This is a genomic window from Microbacterium sp. ARD31 (assembly GCF_031844425.1).
Window position 1 is genome coordinate 1,115,788 of the sequence record NZ_JAUZVE010000001.1, and the last position, 17,665, is coordinate 1,133,452.

17 protein-coding genes are annotated in these 17,665 nt (G+C 71.0%); 7 read left to right on the plus strand and 10 right to left on the minus strand.

Annotated elements, in window-relative coordinates; all coding sequences use genetic code 11:
* Positions 1-20 precede the first annotated feature (20 nt).
* The 3 genes from Q9S36_RS05665 to Q9S36_RS05675 form a co-directional block, all read right to left on the minus strand.
* Positions 21-1,073, minus strand: coding sequence for a hemolysin family protein (locus Q9S36_RS05665; RefSeq protein WP_311284279.1), 1,053 nt, complete (start codon positions 1,071-1,073; stop codon positions 21-23).
* Positions 1,070-2,398, minus strand: a complete 1,329-nt coding sequence (locus tag Q9S36_RS05670) for a hemolysin family protein (RefSeq protein WP_311284280.1) — start codon at positions 2,396-2,398, stop codon at positions 1,070-1,072. Before Q9S36_RS05670 ends, Q9S36_RS05665 begins: the two co-directional genes overlap by 4 nt.
* Positions 2,399-2,514: 116 nt before the next feature.
* Entirely contained in the window at positions 2,515-3,987 is a 1,473-nt protein-coding gene (locus Q9S36_RS05675; protein ID WP_311284281.1) for a GuaB1 family IMP dehydrogenase-related protein, read from the minus strand.
* Between the two features lie 148 nt (positions 3,988-4,135).
* On the opposite strand from Q9S36_RS05675, the gene Q9S36_RS05680 reads away from it, so the two are divergent.
* Positions 4,136-7,846 (plus strand): multifunctional oxoglutarate decarboxylase/oxoglutarate dehydrogenase thiamine pyrophosphate-binding subunit/dihydrolipoyllysine-residue succinyltransferase subunit, encoded by a 3,711-nt coding sequence (locus Q9S36_RS05680; RefSeq protein ID WP_311284282.1) that lies wholly within the window; start codon positions 4,136-4,138, stop codon positions 7,844-7,846.
* A gap of 71 nt (positions 7,847-7,917) precedes the next feature.
* Here Q9S36_RS05680 and Q9S36_RS05685 read toward each other — a convergent pair whose 3' ends face one another.
* Both Q9S36_RS05685 and Q9S36_RS05690 read right to left on the minus strand, forming a co-directional pair.
* Positions 7,918-8,163 (minus strand): hypothetical protein, encoded by a 246-nt coding sequence (locus Q9S36_RS05685; protein ID WP_064001424.1) that lies wholly within the window; start codon positions 8,161-8,163, stop codon positions 7,918-7,920.
* A complete protein-coding gene (locus tag Q9S36_RS05690; RefSeq protein WP_197471557.1) occupies positions 8,160-8,753 on the minus strand; it encodes a sigma-70 family RNA polymerase sigma factor in 594 nt (197 codons plus the stop codon). Before Q9S36_RS05690 ends, Q9S36_RS05685 begins: the two co-directional genes overlap by 4 nt.
* Before the next feature lie 203 nt (positions 8,754-8,956).
* On the opposite strand from Q9S36_RS05690, the gene aroA reads away from it, so the two are divergent.
* The 3 genes from aroA to bcp are packed head-to-tail and all read left to right on the plus strand — an operon-like array spanning position 8,957 to position 11,811.
* Complete coding sequence (aroA, locus tag Q9S36_RS05695) at positions 8,957-10,285, plus strand: 3-phosphoshikimate 1-carboxyvinyltransferase (protein WP_311284283.1); 1,329 nt, start codon at positions 8,957-8,959, stop codon at positions 10,283-10,285.
* Positions 10,282-11,325 carry a ribosome small subunit-dependent GTPase A gene (gene rsgA, locus Q9S36_RS05700; RefSeq protein WP_311284284.1) on the plus strand — a complete coding sequence of 348 codons (1,044 nt, stop codon included), beginning with the start codon at positions 10,282-10,284 and terminating at the stop codon, positions 11,323-11,325. Before aroA ends, rsgA begins: the two co-directional genes overlap by 4 nt.
* Before the next feature lie 21 nt (positions 11,326-11,346).
* Positions 11,347-11,811 (plus strand): thioredoxin-dependent thiol peroxidase, encoded by a 465-nt coding sequence (bcp, locus tag Q9S36_RS05705; protein WP_311284285.1) that lies wholly within the window; start codon positions 11,347-11,349, stop codon positions 11,809-11,811.
* Here bcp and Q9S36_RS05710 read toward each other — a convergent pair whose 3' ends face one another.
* Positions 11,812-12,216, minus strand: coding sequence for a histidine kinase (locus Q9S36_RS05710; protein WP_311284286.1), 405 nt, complete (start codon positions 12,214-12,216; stop codon positions 11,812-11,814).
* Between the two features lie 219 nt (positions 12,217-12,435).
* Between Q9S36_RS05710 and Q9S36_RS05715 the strand changes: the two genes are divergently transcribed.
* On the plus strand, positions 12,436-12,684 hold the full coding sequence (locus Q9S36_RS05715) for a WhiB family transcriptional regulator (RefSeq protein WP_018188706.1): 249 nt from the start codon (positions 12,436-12,438) through the stop codon (positions 12,682-12,684).
* A gap of 18 nt (positions 12,685-12,702) precedes the next feature.
* Here Q9S36_RS05715 and Q9S36_RS05720 read toward each other — a convergent pair whose 3' ends face one another.
* From Q9S36_RS05720 to Q9S36_RS05730, 3 genes are read right to left on the minus strand one after another with little or no spacing between them, the layout of a single operon-like run.
* Complete coding sequence (locus Q9S36_RS05720) at positions 12,703-14,196, minus strand: sensor histidine kinase (protein WP_064001420.1); 1,494 nt, start codon at positions 14,194-14,196, stop codon at positions 12,703-12,705.
* A 40-nt stretch (positions 14,197-14,236) separates the two neighbouring features.
* Positions 14,237-15,472: a hypothetical protein gene (locus tag Q9S36_RS05725; protein WP_311284287.1), complete on the minus strand. Its 1,236-nt coding sequence runs from the start codon at positions 15,470-15,472 to the stop codon at positions 14,237-14,239.
* Complete coding sequence (locus tag Q9S36_RS05730; RefSeq protein WP_253035795.1) at positions 15,469-16,098, minus strand: SAF domain-containing protein; 630 nt, start codon at positions 16,096-16,098, stop codon at positions 15,469-15,471. The genes Q9S36_RS05725 and Q9S36_RS05730 overlap by 4 nt, the downstream gene beginning before the upstream one ends.
* A gap of 121 nt (positions 16,099-16,219) precedes the next feature.
* Between Q9S36_RS05730 and Q9S36_RS05735 the strand changes: the two genes are divergently transcribed.
* Entirely contained in the window at positions 16,220-16,468 is a 249-nt protein-coding gene (locus tag Q9S36_RS05735) for a helix-turn-helix domain-containing protein (protein ID WP_064001417.1), read from the plus strand.
* Positions 16,469-16,490: 22 nt separating this feature from the next.
* Here the strand turns inward: Q9S36_RS05735 and Q9S36_RS05740 are convergent, their stop codons facing one another.
* Positions 16,491-17,084, minus strand: a complete 594-nt coding sequence (locus tag Q9S36_RS05740; protein ID WP_311284288.1) for a hypothetical protein — start codon at positions 17,082-17,084, stop codon at positions 16,491-16,493.
* Between the two features lie 142 nt (positions 17,085-17,226).
* On the opposite strand from Q9S36_RS05740, the gene Q9S36_RS05745 reads away from it, so the two are divergent.
* The gene (locus tag Q9S36_RS05745) at positions 17,227-17,664 is read left to right on the plus strand and encodes an Rv3235 family protein (RefSeq protein WP_064001416.1); all 438 of its coding nucleotides are present in this window, start codon (positions 17,227-17,229) and stop codon (positions 17,662-17,664) included.
* Position 17,665 lies beyond the last annotated feature (1 nt).

The following is a 17,665-nucleotide window of genomic DNA, read 5'->3' on the forward strand; positions in this document are numbered from 1 at the left end:
GCGACGCGTCGCCGGCGACCTCAGAGGCGCCGCGTCGCGTCGTGCACCTCGCCGACGAGCTCCTCGATGATGTCCTCGAGGAACAGCACCGCCGTCGTCTCCCCCGCCGAATCGCGCACCTGCGCGAGGTGGCGGCTCGAACGCCGCATGAGCGCGAGCGCGTCCTCGAGGTCGGTGGCCTCGCCGATCGGGATCATGTGGTGGATGCGCTTCGGCTTGATCGGGGCGTCGACCGTCGCCTCGGCATCCGCCCCGTCCGCCGCGCGCAGCACGTCCTTGAGGTGGACGTAACCGAGCGGCATCCCCTCGTCGTCGACGATCACGTAGCGCGAGAACCCGTGACGGGCCACGGCCCGCTCGATCTCGTCGGGCGTCGTGTGCTCGGGCAGGGTGACGAGCTCCGAGAGCGGGACCGCGACATCCTTCGCCTTCTTGTCGGTGAACTCGACCGCCATCGCGACGGCGCCCGACGCGTCGTCGAGCACACCCTCGATGCGCGACTGGTTCACGATCGTGGCGACCTCGTCGAGGGTGAAGGTCGAGGCGGCCTCGTCCTTCGGCTCGACGCGGAACAGCCGGACGACGTGGTTCGCGATCCAGTTGAGCGCGACGATCACCGGGTGGAAGACCCGCGAGACGAACACGAGCGGCGGCGCGAGCAGCAGGACCGCGCGGTCCGGCAGCGAGAACGCGAGGTTCTTCGGCACCATCTCGCCGAACACGACGTGCAGGTACGACACGAGCAGCAGCGCGATGACGAAACCGGTCACGTCGACGACCGCGTACGGCAGACCGATCGCCTCCAGCGGCACGGCCAGCAGGTGGTGGATCGCCGGCTCCGAGACGTTCAGGATCAGGAGCGAGCAGATCGTGATGCCGAGCTGGCACGTGGCGAGCATGAGCGTGGCGTGCTCCATCGCCCACAGCGCGGTCTTCGCCGAGCGGGACCCCTTCTCGGCGAGAGGCTCGATCTGCGAGCGTCGCGCCGAGATGACGGCGAACTCCGCGCCGACGAAGAAGGCGTTGGCCACGAGGAGGACGACCAGCCAGGCGATTCCGGCCCAGTCGCTCATCGGCGCTCACCCCCTTCGGTCTCGGCGCCGACCGGCACGGGAGCGGGCACGAACTTGACGCGGTCGACGCGGCGACCGTCCATCCGCTGCACGGTGATGGTCCCGTCCTCGAGGGTGATCTGATCGCCGACCGCCGGGATGCGCTCGAGCGTGGCCATGATGAAGCCGCCGACGGTGTCGTACACGTCACCCTCGGGGACGCGGATGCCGGTGCGGTCGAGCACCTCGTCGGGACGCAGGTCGCCGGGGAAGATGATCGACCCCTTCGCCCGCACGACGCCCGCGCGGCTGCGGTCGTGCTCGTCGAGCACCTCGCCCACGATCTCCTCCACGAGATCCTCGAGCGTCACGACACCCGCCGTGCCGCCGTACTCGTCGACGACGATCGCCATCTGGTACCCGCGCGAGCGCAACTCGGACATGAGGCCGTCGAGGTGGACCGCCTCGGGGACGCGCAGGGGCTCCTGCGCGATCGCGGCGGCGGGGACGTCGGCGCGACGCTCGCGCGGCACCGACACGGCCTGCTTGAGGTGGACGATGCCGGTGATGTCGTCCATCGACTCGCCGTAGACGGGGAACCGGCTGTGGCCGGTGCGGCGCGCCAGCTGCACGATCTCCTCGACGCTGTCGTCGGCGGCGACGGCGTGGACGCTCGGCCGGGGCGTCATGACGTCGGCGGTCGTGAGCCGCGAGAAGGTCAGGGTGCGATCGAGCAGCGACGCGGTGTCCTCCTCGAGGACGCCGGCGCTCGCGGAGCGCCGCACGAGGCTCGACAGCTCCTCGGCGGTGCGGGCACCCGACAGCTCCTCCTTGGGCTCGACGCCCATGGCACGCAGCACCGCGTTGGCGCTGCCGTTGAGGAGGAGGATCGCGGGGCGGAAGACCGTCGTGAAGACCGTCTGGAACCCGATCACGAGCTTCGCGGTCTGCCGCGGGACGGCGAGCGCGAAGTTCTTCGGGACGAGCTCGCCGATGATCATCGAGAAGACGGTCGCGACCGTGATCGCCACGACGGTCGCGATGGGACGGGATGCCGCCTCCGGCACGCCCCAGAGGGCGAAGACCGGGTTCAGCAGGTTCGACAGCGCCGGTTCCATCGTGTAACCGGTCAGGAGCGTCGTCAGCGTGATGCCGAGCTGCGCGCTCGACAAGTGCGTCGAGGTGATCCGCAGCGCGTTGATCGTCAGCGACAGACGGCTCTCGCCGGCGGCGCGGCGCGCCTCGAGGTCGGCGCGGTCGAGGTTCACGAGGGCGAACTCGCTCGCGACGAACAGACCGGTTCCCACGGTCAGGAGCAGCCCCACGCCCAACATGACGTAGTCCATCACACGTCACCCCCGATCATCGGGGAGCAGGGTCGGTGGGGCGAGGGTCTACTGGGAGGGTCGTCCATTGTGCGGACGATTCTACGGCACGCCCGCCCCCGCCCGGGGGCGGCGGCTCACCAGCTGACGGGCAGGGCCTTGCCCTCCTCGTATCCCGCCGCCGACTGGAAACCGACCGTCGCCCGCTCGTGGAAGTCGGCGACCGTCGCGGCTCCGGCGTACGTGAACGACGAACGCACGCCCGAGGTGATCATGTCGAGCAGGTCTTCGACGCTCGGGCGCAAAGGGTCGAGGTAGATGCGCGACGACGAGATGCCTTCGGCGAACAGCTCCTTCCGGGCGCGCTCGAACGGGTCGAGGCGACCGAAGCGTCCCTGTACCGCTTTCGTCGACGCCATGCCCCACGACTCCTTAAAGACCCGCCCGTCGGCGTCGACCCGCAGCTCGCCCGGCGACTCGATCGTGCCGGCGAACCACGAGCCGATCATGACGGATGCCGCGCCCGCCGCGAGGGCCAGGGCGACGTCCCGGGGGTAGCGGACACCCCCGTCCGCCCAGACGTGGGCACCGGCGGCGGCCGCCGCCTCGGCGGTCTCGAGCACGGCGGAGAACTGCGGACGGCCGACGGCCGTCATCATGCGGGTCGTGCACATGGCGCCCGGGCCGACGCCGACCTTCAGGATCGTGGCGCCCGCCTCGACGAGGTCGCGGACCCCCTCGGCGGTGACCACGTTGCCGGCGACGATGGGGAGGTCGAGACCCTCGGCGTGGACGGCGCGGAGCGCCCGGATCATGCTCTCCTGGTGACCGTGCGCGGTGTCGACGACGAGCGCGTCGACACCGGCGGCCGCAAGGGCGCGCGCCTTCGCCGCGACGTCGCCGTTGATCCCGACGGCTGCGGCGACGATGAGGCGTCCGTCCGCGTCGACCGCCGGCCGGTACAGCGAGGAGCGCAGGGCCGTCCGCTGCGACAGCGTGCCCACGAGGTGGCCGTGCTGCAGGACCGTGACGATGTCGGCATCCGCCGCGACCAGGAGGTCGAAGGCCGCCCGCGCAGTGTCCACGTCGTCGGCGTCGATGGATGCCGCCCGCCCCCGCACGAGGTCGCCGAGCCGCGCGTCCGGCAGGGCCGTCCCGAGCCGCTCGGCGGGAACGATGCCGAGGATGTCGTCGACGTGCACCCGCGGTGCGCCCGCATCGTGCGCGGAGGACGTCGCGACGACGATGGCGTGACCCGCGGCCGGAGGCAGGAGTGCGGCGGCCTCCGACACGAGCGCCTCCGGCGGCAGGACGAGCGGGGTGTCCCAGCGCACCGGCTGGTCCTTGACCCACCGGATAGCCGCGTCGACCTCCTGCAGCGGCATGTCCTGGGGCAGCACCGCGAGCCCGCCGCGACGGGCCAGGGTCGCCGCGAGGCGCGGTCCCGTGACGGAGTTCATGTTGGAGGCGACGAGCGGGATCGTCGCACTCGTCCCGTCGCCGGGTGAGAGGTCGACGTCGAGGCGACTCGTCACGTCCGACCGTCGCGGGACGAGGAACACGTCGGAGTAGGTCAGGTCGCCTGCGGGCCGCTCACCGGAGAAGTGCATACTCCCACGCTAGGCGACCGTCGAGCCCCTGCGCCGGACGGCGTGAGCGGGTCGGGCGCGCGCGAACCTGGGATACCCTTGATCTCTGTGCGCGAGGCCGCGCGGGCACCGCACATTTCGAACGTCGACGACGAAAGCAGGCGGAACCGTGTCCAGTCAGGCGACCGGCGTGGGAACTACGAGCGACGGGGAGTTCGGAGCCAACGAATGGCTCGTCGCGGAGCTGTACGAGCAGTACAGCCGCGACAAGAACTCGGTGGACAAGGAGTGGTGGCCGATCCTCGAGGCCTACACCCCTGACGGAGCCTCCGGCGCACCCGCAACGGAACCCGCACCGGCGGCATCCGCACCGGCCGGATCCGCCGCACCGGCTTCCGCACCGGCGGCCCCCGCAGCGGAGAACCGTCCCGCCGCGGCCGGCGCCCCGCCCGTCGCCCGGACGACCGCGCGTCCGGCCGCTCCGCAGCCGATCCCGGCCGAGGCTCCCAAGGCCGCACCCGCCGCGGATAAGGCCGTCCTCGAGGACACCGTCACCCCGCTGCGCGGACTGCCGAAGACCCTCGCGGCCAACATGGACGAGTCCCTCACCGTCCCGACCGCGACGAGCGTGCGGACGATCCCGGCGAAGCTGATGATCGACAACCGCATCGTCATCAACAACCACATGTCCCGCACGCGCGGCGGGAAGGTGAGCTTCACCCACATCATCGGGTGGGCGCTCATCCAGGCCCTGAAGGCCTTCCCGACCCAGAACGTGTACTACGCCGAGGTCGACGGCAAGCCGTCCGTCGTCGCGCCCGCCCACATCAACCTCGGCATCGCGATCGACCTGCCGAAGCCCGACGGCACGCGCGCCCTCATGGTGCCGAGCATCAAGCAGGCCGAGACGCTGACGTTCGGCGAGTACCTCACCGCTTATGAGGACCTCGTCCAGCGCGCCCGCAAGAACAAGCTCACCGCGGCGGACTTCCAGGGGACGACGGTCTCGCTGACCAACCCCGGCGGCATCGGCACGGTCCACTCCGTCCCGCGCTTGATGAAGGGCCAGGGCTGCATCATCGGCGCCGGCGCCCTCGACTACCCGGCCGAGTTCCAGGGCGCGAGCGAGAAGACGCTCGGCGAGCTCGGCATCGGCAAGACCATCACGCTCACGAGCACCTACGACCACCGCGTCATCCAGGGTGCCGGCTCGGGCGAGTTCCTGAAGATCGTGCACCAGCTGCTGATCGGCCAGGAGGGGTTCTACGACGACATCTTCGCGGCGCTCCGCATCCCCTACTCCCCCATCCGCTGGTCGAGCGACATCAAGGTCGACGTCGCCGAGCGCGTCGACAAGACGGCTCGCGTACAGGAGCTCATCAACTCCTACCGCGTCCGCGGCCACATGATGGCCGACATCGACCCGCTCGAGTACGTGCAGCGCACGCACCCCGACCTCGAGATCGAGAACCACGGCCTGACCTTCTGGGACCTCGACCGCGAGTTCGTCACGAACGGCTTCGGCGGCAAGCGCACGATGAAGCTGCGCGACATCCTGGGCATCCTGCGCGACTCGTACTGCCGCACCATCGGCGTCGAGTACATGCACATCCAGGACCCAACGCAGCGCAAGTGGTTCCAGGACAACCTCGAGGTCAAGTACCAGAAGCCCGGCCACGACGAGCAGCTGCGCGTCCTCGGCAAGCTCAACGAGGCCGAGGCGTTCGAAACCTTCCTGCAGACGAAGTTCGTCGGCCAGAAGCGGTTCAGCCTCGAGGGCGGCGAGTCGCTCGTGCCCCTGCTCGACCAGATCCTGCAGGGCGCGGCGGCCGAGGGCCTCGACGGCGCCGCCATCGCCATGGCCCACCGCGGTCGCCTCAACGTCCTCACGAACGTCGCCGGCAAGACCTACAGCCAGATCTTCCGCGAGTTCGAGGGGTCCGTCGCCGTCGGCTCGAAGAGCGGCTCGGGCGACGTCAAGTACCACCTCGGCACCCAGGGCACCTTCGTCGCCGACGGCGGCGAGGAGCTCCCCGTCTACCTCGCGGCGAACCCCTCGCACCTCGAGACGGTCGACGGCGTCCTCGAGGGCATCGTCCGCGCCAAGCAGGACCGCCTCCCCATCGGCTCGTTCTCGTGGCTGCCGATCCTCGTCCACGGCGACGCGGCCTTCGCCGGCCAGGGCGTCGTGATGGAGACCCTGCAGATGTCGCGTCTGCGCGGCTACCGCACGGGCGGGACGGTGCACGTCGTCGTCAACAACCAGGTCGGTTTCACGACGCTCCCCCTGGACGCGCGCACGTCGATCTACGCGACCGACGTCGCCAAGACGATCCAGGCGCCGATCTTCCACGTGAACGGCGACGACCCCGAGGCCGTCGTCCACGTCGCCGAGCTCGCCTTCCGCTACCGGCAGGAGTTCAACCGGGATGTCGTGATCGACCTCGTCTGCTACCGGCGCCGCGGTCACAACGAGGGCGACGACCCCTCGATGACGCAGCCGCTCATGACGAACCTGATCGAGGCCAAGCGCTCGGTGCGCAAGCTCTACACCGAGGCGCTCGTCGGTCGCGGCGACATCACCGAGGAGGAGTACGAGAAGGCCAAGCAGGACTTCCAGAACCGCCTCGAGATCGCCTTCGCCGAGACGCACGCCGCCCAGACCGGTACCTCGCCGGTCATCGCGGCGGACGAACCGGCCGACAGGGCCGTCGGTGAGCCCGAGACCACCGGGGTCGCCCGCGACGTCATCGAGCGCATCGGGGACGCCTTCGTCAACAAGCCCGAGGGCTTCACGGTCCACACCAAGCTGCAGCAGCTGCTCGAGAAGCGGCACGACATGAGCCGCAACGGCAAGATCGACTGGGGCTTCGGCGAGCTGCTCGCGTTCGGTTCGCTGCTGGTCGAGGGCTCGAACGTCCGCCTCGCCGGTCAGGACGTCCGACGCGGCACGTTCGTGACGCGTCACGCCGTCATGCACGACCGTGCGAACGGTCAGGAGTGGCTGCCGCTGGCGAACCTGAGCGACAACCAGGGCCGTTTCTACGTGTACGACTCGCTCCTGAGCGAGTACGCCGCGATGGCGTTCGAGTACGGCTACTCGGTCGAGCGGGCCGACACCCTCACGCTGTGGGAGGCCCAGTTCGGCGACTTCGCCAACGGCGCCCAGTCGGTGATCGACGAGTTCATCTCCTCGGCCGAGCAGAAGTGGGGCCAGCAGTCCGGCGTCGTGCTCCTGCTCCCCCACGGCTACGAGGGCCAGGGACCCGACCACTCGTCGGCGCGCATCGAGCGCTACCTGCAGATGTGTGCGCAGGACAACATGACCGTCGCACGTCCGTCGACGCCGGCGTCGTACTTCCACCTGCTGCGCCGTCAGGCGTACGCCCGCCCGCGCCGGCCGCTCGTCGTCTTCACGCCGAAGGCGATGCTGCGCCTGCGCAACGCCACGAGCCCCGTCGAGGACTTCCTCGACGGCCGGTTCGAGCCGGTGATCGACGACAGCCGCTCCCTCGACCGCGAGGCGGTCAGCCGGGTGCTGCTGCACTCCGGCAAGATTCACTGGGACCTCGCCGCCGAGCTCGAGAAGAACCCGAACGAGAAAGTCGCGCTCGTCCGCCTGGAGCAGTACTACCCGGCCCCCATCGACCAGCTGAACGCGGTGCTCGACAGCTACCCGAACGCCGAGCTGTTCTGGGTCCAGGAAGAGCCCGAGAACCAGGGCGCCTGGCCGTTCATGGCGCTCGAGGTCGTCAAGCACCTCCACGGCCGCACGATCAAGCGGATCTCGCGTTCCTCGGCCGCCTCCACGGCGACCGGCTCGCCGAAGGTCCACGCCCGCGAGCACGCCGCGATCATGGAGAAGGCGCTCACCTTCTGAGCGCCTTCACGAAAGAAGAGGCCCCGCTTCGGCGGGGCCTCTTCTTTCGTGGGACGGAGGGTGGTGTCCGGTCAGTGGTGCGTCGCCTGCTCCGCGCGCAGCCGCGCGAGCACCTGATCGCGCAGGTCCTCCGGCGCCGCCTCCTTGCACGCGCGCGCGACCACCGCGGTCAGGGTGGTGGCGACCAAGGCTTCGTCACGGCACGCGGCGCAGTTCTCCAGGTGCTCGGTGATGTCCGAGTGGCGCGTGTGGCAGATCTCGTTGCGCAGGTACTCCTCGAGGTCCTGCCGGGCTTTGTCGCAACCGCAGTCGGTCATTTCGCACTCCTCGTGGCGGGCACATCGATGCCGCGCTCTTTCGCATATTCGGACAGCAGGTCGCGGAGCTGACGTCTGCCACGGTGCAGACGGCTCATGACCGTGCCGATGGGGGTTTTCATGATGTCCGCGATCTCCTGGTACGCGAATCCTTCGACGTCCGCGAGGTACACGGCCAGTCGGAAGTCCTCCGGAAGCGCCTGCAACGCGTCCTTCACGACGGATGCCGGCATGTGGTCGATCGCCTCGGCCTCGGCCGATCGCGCCGACGACGCCGTGGTCGACTCGGCCCCGCCGAGCTGCCAGTCCTCCAGGTCGTCGATCGTGCCCTGGTAGGGCTCGCGCTGCTTCTTCCGGTACGTGTTGATGTACGTGTTCGTGAGGATGCGGTAAAGCCACGCCTTGAGGTTGGTGCCCTGCGTGAACGACGCCCACGCGGCGAACGCCTTCACGAAGGTCTCCTGGACGAGATCCGACGCGTCGGCCGGGTTGCGGGTCATCCGCATGGCCGCAGCGTAGAGCTGGTCCATGAAGGGGAGCGCCTGCTCCTCGAACTGGGTACGCGGGTCGTCGACCGCCTGATCGTTCATCGCAGGCCAGTCTACGTCGGCCCCTTCGGCGAGCACGGGCGCATCAGCTGTCGCAATCATCGCGCTCCTCTCCCCTGGCATGCACGGTGTCGACAGAGGGGTCAACGGACGAAGGGCGGGGCCTATTCCCAGGTTCGCGGATGCCGCGGCTCAGGTCGCGGCGACGGGTGAACGGATTCCGTGTCATCAGTAGGCTGGGAGCGATGAGCGACGCCCCTTCCTCCCCCGCCACCGCCCACGAGATCCCCGGCGGGTCGTGGCCGGCGCCCACGCCGGGCGAGCCGGTCCGCGCGCACGTGACGGTGCCCGGGTCGAAGTCGCTCACCAACCGCGAACTCGTCCTCTCCGCCATCGCCGACGGACCGAGCCTGCTGACCGGCGCGCTCCACTCGGACGACTCCGCGCGCATGATCGACGCCCTCCGTCGCCTCGGCGTGAGGATCGAGCCGGTCGCCGGCGACTCCCCCTTCGGTCCGGACCTCGAGGTCACCCCGCCGTCCCGCTTCACCGGCGATACGACGATCGACTGCGGTCAGGCCGGCACCGTCATGCGATTCGTCTCCCCGATCGCCGGCCTCGCCGTGGGCGACGTGCACGTGACCGCGCACCCCACCGCCCTGCACCGCCCGATGGGGGCGATGATCCATGCCCTCCGCGACATCGGGGCGGACATCGACGACGCCGGCAGCTGGTCGCTCCCCTTCGACGTGCGCGGCCACGGGCACCTCCGTGGCGGCGAGGTCACGATCGATGCGAGCCAGTCAAGTCAGTTCGTCTCCGGACTGCTCCTGGCCGCGGCGCGCTTCGACGTCGGCCTGCGTCTCATCCACGACGGCGAGCGCCTGCCGAGCCTCCCCCACATCGAGATGACGGTCGAGGCACTCGCCCGCCGCGGGGTACACGTCGAGCACCCCACCCCGAACGAGTGGCTCGTGCCCGCGGGACCGGTGCGCGGCAAGGAGATCGCGATCGAACCCGACCTCTCCAACGCCGCTCCGTTCCTCGCCGCCGCCGTCCTCACCGGCGGGTCGGTGACGGTCCCCGGCTGGCCCGCGCACTCCACCCAGCCGGGCGCGCTGCTGGCCGACATCCTGCCCGTCATGGGAGCGCACGTCTCCCGCCGAGCCGGAGCGCTCACCGTCACCGCGGGCGACCGCATCGCCGGCCTCGACCTCGACCTGTCGGCGGCGAGCGAGCTCACCCCGACGCTGTTCGCGCTCGCCGCGTTCGCCGACGCGCCCACGGCTTTCCACGGCATCGGTCACATCCGGGGCCACGAGACGGATCGGATCGCGGCACTCGTGGAGAACCTCCGCGCGCTCGGCGGCGAGGCGGAGGAGCGGGAGGACGGCATCCACATCGTCCCGAGGCCCCTGCACGGCGGGGTGTGGCGCGCCCACCACGACCACCGCATGGCGACGGCGGGCGCGGTCATCGGCCTGCGGGTGCCCGGGGTGGTCGTCGACGACATCGGGACGACGGCCAAGACGATGCCCGAGTTCCCCCGGCTGTGGGCGGGCATGCTCGCGTGAGCTGGCTCGACGACGATGGCGACGACGACGACCTCGACTACGACGAGGCCGACATCCGCGTCCGGCCGAATCCCAAGGCCAACCGCCCCCGCACCAAGCGCCGCCCCGCGCACGCGGATGCGCAGACCGCCCGCGTGCTCGGCGTGGACCGTGGCCGCTACACCGTCCTGATCGACGAGGACGGCCCGGACGAGCGCCAGATCCTCGCAACGCGCGCCCGCGAACTCCGCAAGCAGCCGATCGTCAACGGCGACCGCGCCCGGGTCGTCGGCGACACCTCCGGCGACGACGGCACCCTCGCGCGCATCGTCGGCATCGAGGAGCGCACCTCGCTGCTGCGCCGCAGCGCGGACGACACCGACCAGGTCGAGCGCATCATCGTCGCGAACGCCGATCAGCTGCTCATCGTCGTGGCCGCCGCCGACCCCGAACCCCGCCCGCGCCTCGTCGACCGCTACCTCATCGCGGCGCTGGATGCCGGCATGCACCCGCTGCTCGTCGTCACCAAGACCGATCTCGCCGATCCGGCATCCTTCCTCGCGCACTTCGAGGGCCTCGACGACCTGGAGGTGTTCACCAGCGGGACGGGCGCGATGCCGGTCGCCGAGATCGGCGAACGCCTCGCCGGGCACGCCACCGTGTTCGTCGGCCATTCCGGTGTCGGCAAGTCGACCCTCGTCAACGCCCTCGTCCCCGACGCCGCGCGCGCGACCGGACACGTCAACGAGGTGACCGGGCGCGGCCGCCACACGTCGAGCTCGGCCGTCTCGCTCCGCTACGTCGGCGACCAGGGTCGCGGCTGGGTGATCGACACCCCCGGCGTCCGGTCGTTCGGTCTGGGCCACGTGGACCCCGCCAACATCCTCCGCGCCTACACCGATCTCGCCGCCGTCGCCGAGGAGTGCCCGCGCGGGTGCACGCACCTGCCCGACGCCCCCGACTGCGCGATCGTCGAGGCCGTGGCGGAGGGTCGGCTGGGCGAGCGCGGTCCTGCGCGACTGGACTCGTTGCAGCGACTCCTCGCCACCTTCGCGACCTGAGCGGCCGACTAAAATGAGGGGATGCCGCGCCTGAACCCCGGATCCCCCGCCCCCGACTTCACCCTCGTCGACCAGGACGGTGGGGCCGTCTCGCTGAGCGACTTCCGCGGCGGGCGCCTCATCGTCTTCTTCTACCCCGCCGCCATGACGCCGGGCTGCACGACCGAGGCCTGCGATTTCCGCGACAGCGTCGCGCCGCTGCAGGCGGCCGGGTACACCGTGGTGGGGATCTCCCGCGACGAGCCGGCGAAGCTGCGCGAGTTCCGTGAGCGCGACGCCCTCCCCTATGCCCTCCTGAGCGATCCCGACCACAGCGTCCACGAGGCCTACGGCGCGTGGGGCGAGAAGATGAACTACGGCAAGGTCGTCGAGGGCGTCATCCGCTCGACCTTCGTCATCGATGAGGACGGCACGGTCGCGCACGCGCTCTACAACGTGAAGGCCACTGGCCACGTCGCGCGGATCCGGAGCCTGCTCGAAGTCTGATCAGACCTCGTCGGCCTCGCTCCGCGATCGCGCGCCGGCCGCCCGAGCGGCCGCGATCAGGAGGACGAGCCCCACGACGGCGGGGACCGCGATCGTCGCGGCGAGGCGCGTGTCGGCTCCCTCCCCCGTGAGGGTCCCGAGCGCGACGGACAGGACGAGCAACTGCACGACGACGCCGCCGGAGCGTCCCCACGACCCGCCGCGCCACACGGCGACGGCGAAGCCTGCGACGGCGGCCGCGCCGATCACCGTCAGGGCGAGGAGCGCCAGCGAACTCGGCACGCTCTCGCTGTCGCCGCGGACCAGCGCGAACAGCTCCCACGCGGCGAGGGCCAGGACGCCGATCGCCTCGAGGGCGAGCCAACCGGCCGCGATCCGCTCGACGCCGGTGGTACGCACGTTCACTGCTCCTCCTGGGCGCCCGGGGCACGGCGAGGCGCCGAAATACTCCGTTAACCCGTGATTCACGTAACCCTTGATTCCCATGCCCGGGCATGGGAATATTGACGGACAAGTGTGCTCCCACAGCGGCGTGGGGCGAGCATCAGCTCGCACACCACTCAGGTTAGTCGACGTCGCCCGGCGTCGCATCCCGACTTCCGATCCCCCACAAGGAGCACCGCTATGGATTGGCGCGACAAAGCCGCCTGCCTGACCGTCGACCCCGAACTGTTCTTCCCCGTGGGGAACACCGGGCCCGCCGTCGACCAGATCGAGAAGGCGAAGTCCGTCTGCGCCCGGTGCACCGTCACCGAACTCTGCCTCCAGTACGCCCTCGAGACCGGCCAGGACTCGGGTGTCTGGGGCGGTCTCTCCGAAGACGAGCGCCGCGCCCTCAAGCGCCGCGCCGCCCGCGCCCGCCGCGCGTCCTGACACCGCCGCGCGCGGGCCTCAGGCCCGCGCGCGCTCGATGTACCGCATCGGGATCTCGATCGTCACCTCGGTCCCGCTGCCCATGAGGGTGTGCCAGTCGATCGTCCCGCTCAGCTCACCCTGGATGAGCGTCCTCACGATCTGCGTGCCGAGACCCCGACCGACCTGACCCTCGGGCAGGCCGACACCGGTGTCGCGGACGCGGACCGCGAGCCGGTCCTCGTCGCGCTCGGCGATGATCTCGACCTCGCCCTCCTTGTCGGCCAGACCGTGTTCGACGGCGTTCGTCACGAGCTCGGTAAGCGCGAGGGCGAGCGGCGTCGCGTACTCGCTCGGCAGCGTCCCGAACGTGCCGGTCTTGACCGTGCGGGCACGCGTGTTGGGCGCCGCCGCGACCTCGGCGACGAGCTTGAGGACGCGCTCGAACACGTCGTCGAAGTCCACGCTCTGCGTGAGCCCCTCCGACAGGGTGTCGTGGACGACAGCGATCGCGCTCACCCGGCGCATGGCCTGCGTCAGGGCGTCCCGACCCTCGTCGGAATGGGTTCGCCGCGCCTGGATGCGCAGGAGCGACGCGACGGTCTGCAGGTTGTTCTTGACGCGATGGTGGATCTCGCGGATCGTCGCATCCTTCGTGATGAGCTCCTGCTCCTGGTGGCGGATCTCGCTCACGTCGCGGCACAGGACGATGGCACCGATGCGGGTGCCGTTCTCGCGCAGGGGGATCGTGCGGAGCGACACGGTGACGCCGCGCGCCTCGACGTCCGCACGCCACGGCGCACGACCGGCCATCACGATCGGCAGCGACTCGTCGAACTGGCGCGACGCCGGCATGATCTTCGTCGCCACTTCCATGAGCGATTCGCCTTCGAGCTCGTCGTCGAAGCCGAGCCGGTTGAAGGCCGACAGGGCGTTCGGGCTCGCGAACGTCGTGATCCCGTCGACGTCGAGACGGATGAGGCCGTCCGAGGCGCGGGGGGCGCCCCGGCGCGGCGAGGTCGGCGCCGTGAGGTCGGGGAAGTCCGCCGATGCGATCATCCCGAACAGGTCGTCCGCGCAGTCGTTGAAGGTGATCTGCTGACGCGACGGCGTGCGGGCCTCACCGAGGTTGGTGTGCCGGGTCAGCACGCCGATCACCCGGCTCTCGCGTCCCTCCGCCGCGCGCTCGCGCACGATCGGCACGGCCCGCACGCGGGTCGGCGTCTCCTCGAACCAGTCCGGCGAGGACGAATCCACGACGCGCACCTGCGTGAACGCGTCCGTGACCTGCGTGCGCCATTGCGGTCGCACGGCATCGCCGACGATGTCGCGGTAGAACAGGGTCGCGGCGCCGCTCGGCCGGGTGTGCGCGACGGCGATGAACGAGTCGTCCGACGTCGGCACCCAGATGACGATGTCCGCGAAGGCCAGGTCGGCGAGGAGCTGACCGTCACCGGCCAGGCGGTGGAGCCACTCCACATCCTCCGCGGTGGATCGGCCTTGGGCGTAGACGAGGTCGCTGAGGGTGGACACGCCTCCACCCTAGATCCTCCTCCCGGGGGCTTCCCGCGCTCTACGCGCTCCGGGCCAGGCGGCGCAGCGAGTGCCGGGTCGCGGCCTCCGCGGCACGCCGCGGGGCGAGCGATTCGGCCACGAGGCGTCGCACCGCGGTCGGCACCGACGAGCGCGGTGCGACGTGAGCGATCGGGCGCGCGGCGAGGAGCGCGGCATCCGTCCCCCGGGCATCCCACGGGACGAAGGACACGTCCGTCACGCCCGTGTAGCGCTCGAGTGTGCGCCGCACCTGTCCGCGGGCGTCGACACCGAGGGCGCCGGCGCGGATCTTGTTGACCACCACCCGCACGGGGGCGGTGCCCGCCGCCGCGCGGAGCTCGGGCCAGTTCCGCACGAAACGGGACATCCCGACGGGATCGGCGGCGACGACGGCGAGGACGACGTCGGCCGCTTCGACGGCCGCGAGCGTCGCGGCATTCCGGCGGGGACCGTCGACGAGGTCGCTCACGATCTCCTCGTCGCGTTCGAGGGATGCCGCGGTGTCGACGACGGTGTCATCCACCCATCCGCGACACGCCTCGAGCGCGGCCAGCACGCGGGCATGGGACAGCTCGGGCCACCGTCCCGGCCGATTGAGGCCGGTGAGCACGTCCACGTCGGCCAGCGTCGACGCGATGCGGCTGAGCTCGGCCACCGTGAGCGTGCCGCGTTCGGCCTGCCGGCATGCGGCGGCGAACCCAGGGCCCTCGTCGGCGAGGCCGGTCGCGAGGGCGAGCGAGGGCGCGTGGGAGTCCGCGTCGACGAGCGCGACGCGGTGGTCGGCACTCGAAAGTGCACAGGCGATCTCAATGGCGAGGGTCGTCCGCCCGGGCGCCCCCTGTGCGCCCCACACGGTGATGACACGGCCGCGGGTGGGCTCGACGGGAAGGGACGACGGAGGGCTCGCGAGGAGCTCGGCCGCCGGTGCGTCCGGATCGTGGGCCGCGAGCCCGAGCGATGCGGCGAGGCGCCGATCCGAGGTTCGAGCGCACAGCGGCACGATGCGCACCGACAGACGGTCGCAGGCGGCGACGAGCTCGGCGGTCAGGGTCGCCGCCCGCCCCTCGACGATCAGGAGGTCCGCCCGAGCCAGCTCGGCGAGGAGCTCCGCCGCCTCGGGCGCGGCCATCGCATCGAGCGCGGCGGCAGCGGGGGCGGATGCCGCCACCACCGCGCGCACGTCGGCGTCCTCGTGGCGCAGTCGCGCGGCGAGGGTGTCCGCGCGGGGACCGTCCGCCGCGACGACGACCCTCACCGGGACTCCCCCGCCACGGGCACGACCGACAGGAGGGAGTCGTCGGACACCGCGGCGAGCGTCGCGGCGACATCGGCGCGGGGGATGACGATCTCGAGCGACACGTCCTTGCCCGAGACGACGGCGTCGTCCTTCGTCACCGTAACCACCGTCGCCGAGGGCACGAGGATCCGCGGCTCGCCGACCTCGCCGCCCTCCTCGGCCGGTGCCGCCCAGACCTCCACGACCGAGCCCGCGGTGACGGCGTCGGACACGTCTCCGGCCGTCCGGATCACCACGCTCGTCGTGGTCGCGGCATCCGCCTCGTCCACGGCCGCGTGCGGGACGAGTTCGCCCGCCAGGATCGTGCGGGTCGCGATGACGCCGGGCTCGAGCGAGGCGGGCGAGACGTATGTGTCACCCGCGGACCCCAGGGCGACGTCGACCACCCGCAGGTCGTCCGCCGTCACGGTCTGACCGGGGACGATCGTGCGGGCGGCGGCGAACACCGGCGCGGTTTGACGCGCCGAGGCGACGACGAGCCAGACGCCCGCGACGGACGCGATGATCAGCGCGATACCGAGGAGGAATCGCGCGTCGGCCCAGAATGCACGCGGCGCGGGCCGGACGGTGTCGGGAGTGGTCATGACGCCATGGTGACCGAGCCCGCGGCGGTGCCACCGCGATTATCCACAAGCCGGCGATGCAACCGATGCGACCGGTACGCGGGCCCATAATGGCCTCATGCCCGATGCGTCCCCCCTGCGTATGCTCACGCCCGCCCAGGTCGCGGAGATGCTGCAACTGGAGGTCGACGAGGTCGTGGCTCTCATCCTCGACGGACGTCTGCGGGGGGCTCGGCTCGGCTCCCCGCTCGCGTGGCGCATCGAGGCGGACAGCGTCGAGGACTACCTGGACGAACAGGCGGAGGACGCGCGACTCCACGCGCTCTGGCGCGAGTCCAACGCCGCGAGCTTCCCCGAGCTTTGGGGGCGCGGCCGCCGCGGCGGCGAATGATCACGGCCTGATCACGCCGCGCTCACGCGAGCGAGGCCGGCGCTTCCAGCCGCACGGCCGTGACCGCCGACAGCGGCACGATGCGGTATCCGCTCACGAGGTCGGCGCGACGGGGTGAACCGCGGTCGTGCAGGGCGAGATCGAGATGATCGGATGCCGCACGGTCGATCGTGCCGCAGTACTCCCGCCCGTCGACGGTGTACAGCGTCACGGGGACACGCCGCCGCGCGAGGTCGCGCAGGAGGAAGCCGAGCGTCATCCGCTCGCGGAGCCGCCCGGGCTCACTCCCCCGGGCGCTGCGAAGCAGGTCGGCGTGCGTCGGCCCCACCGCGACGAGGGCGGCCAGGGGGACGATCAGGGCACCCCGCGCGCCGCCGTCGTCCACCGCGAGCCAATCCGGTCCGACCGCGACGGGTACGCCGGTCACGGCGGCGCCGCCCACGAGATCCAGGGTGATCGCGTCCTCGACGGCACCCACCAGGGCATGCAACCGCTGGAACAGCGACAGCCGGGCCAGTCGCAGCCGCTCGGCCTCGGTGTCGAGCGCCGCGCGCTCGGCCTCCCATTCGGAGTCCAATTGGTCTTCGAGATCCTCGAAGAATCGATCCCAGCGCACGATCGCGAATGTAGAGGACCACCCGCCGGCACCGCGGGGTTTGTCCACAGGTTGGAGTATTCTCATCCACCCTCTCGTCACCCTGTGCTGTACTCGTGGCGTTCATCGACCCGCAGACACCTGTCGCCCGAGAGGAACCGACATGGCCCTCACCGCCACCGAAGACAGCCGGATACCGCGTTCGGGGAGCGCCCTCGAGGTCGCCGAGTACTTCGCACCGCAGCGCACCTCGACGGCCGATCTGCCCGACCCGCTCCCCCTCGTGAAGAACCTCACGATCGGCGTCCTCGAGGTGCTGGCCGGCGTGCGCGACGTCGATCAGCTGGCGCGCTGGCTCGGCGAGGACGCGTACCGGGCGCTCGTCACCCGAGCGAACCTGTCGGCCCGCGCGCGGAGCGCACGCGGCGTCGCCGCCGTCCGGCCGGCGCACCGCATCCTGAGCGATCGCACCTGCGAACCCGCCGACGGCGTGCTCGAGGCGGTCGTGGTCGTCGGCGGTCCGATCCGCACACGTGCCGTCGCGATGCGCCTCGAGGGCTGGGACGGGCGCTGGCGCGCGACCTCCCTCGCCCTGCTTTGAC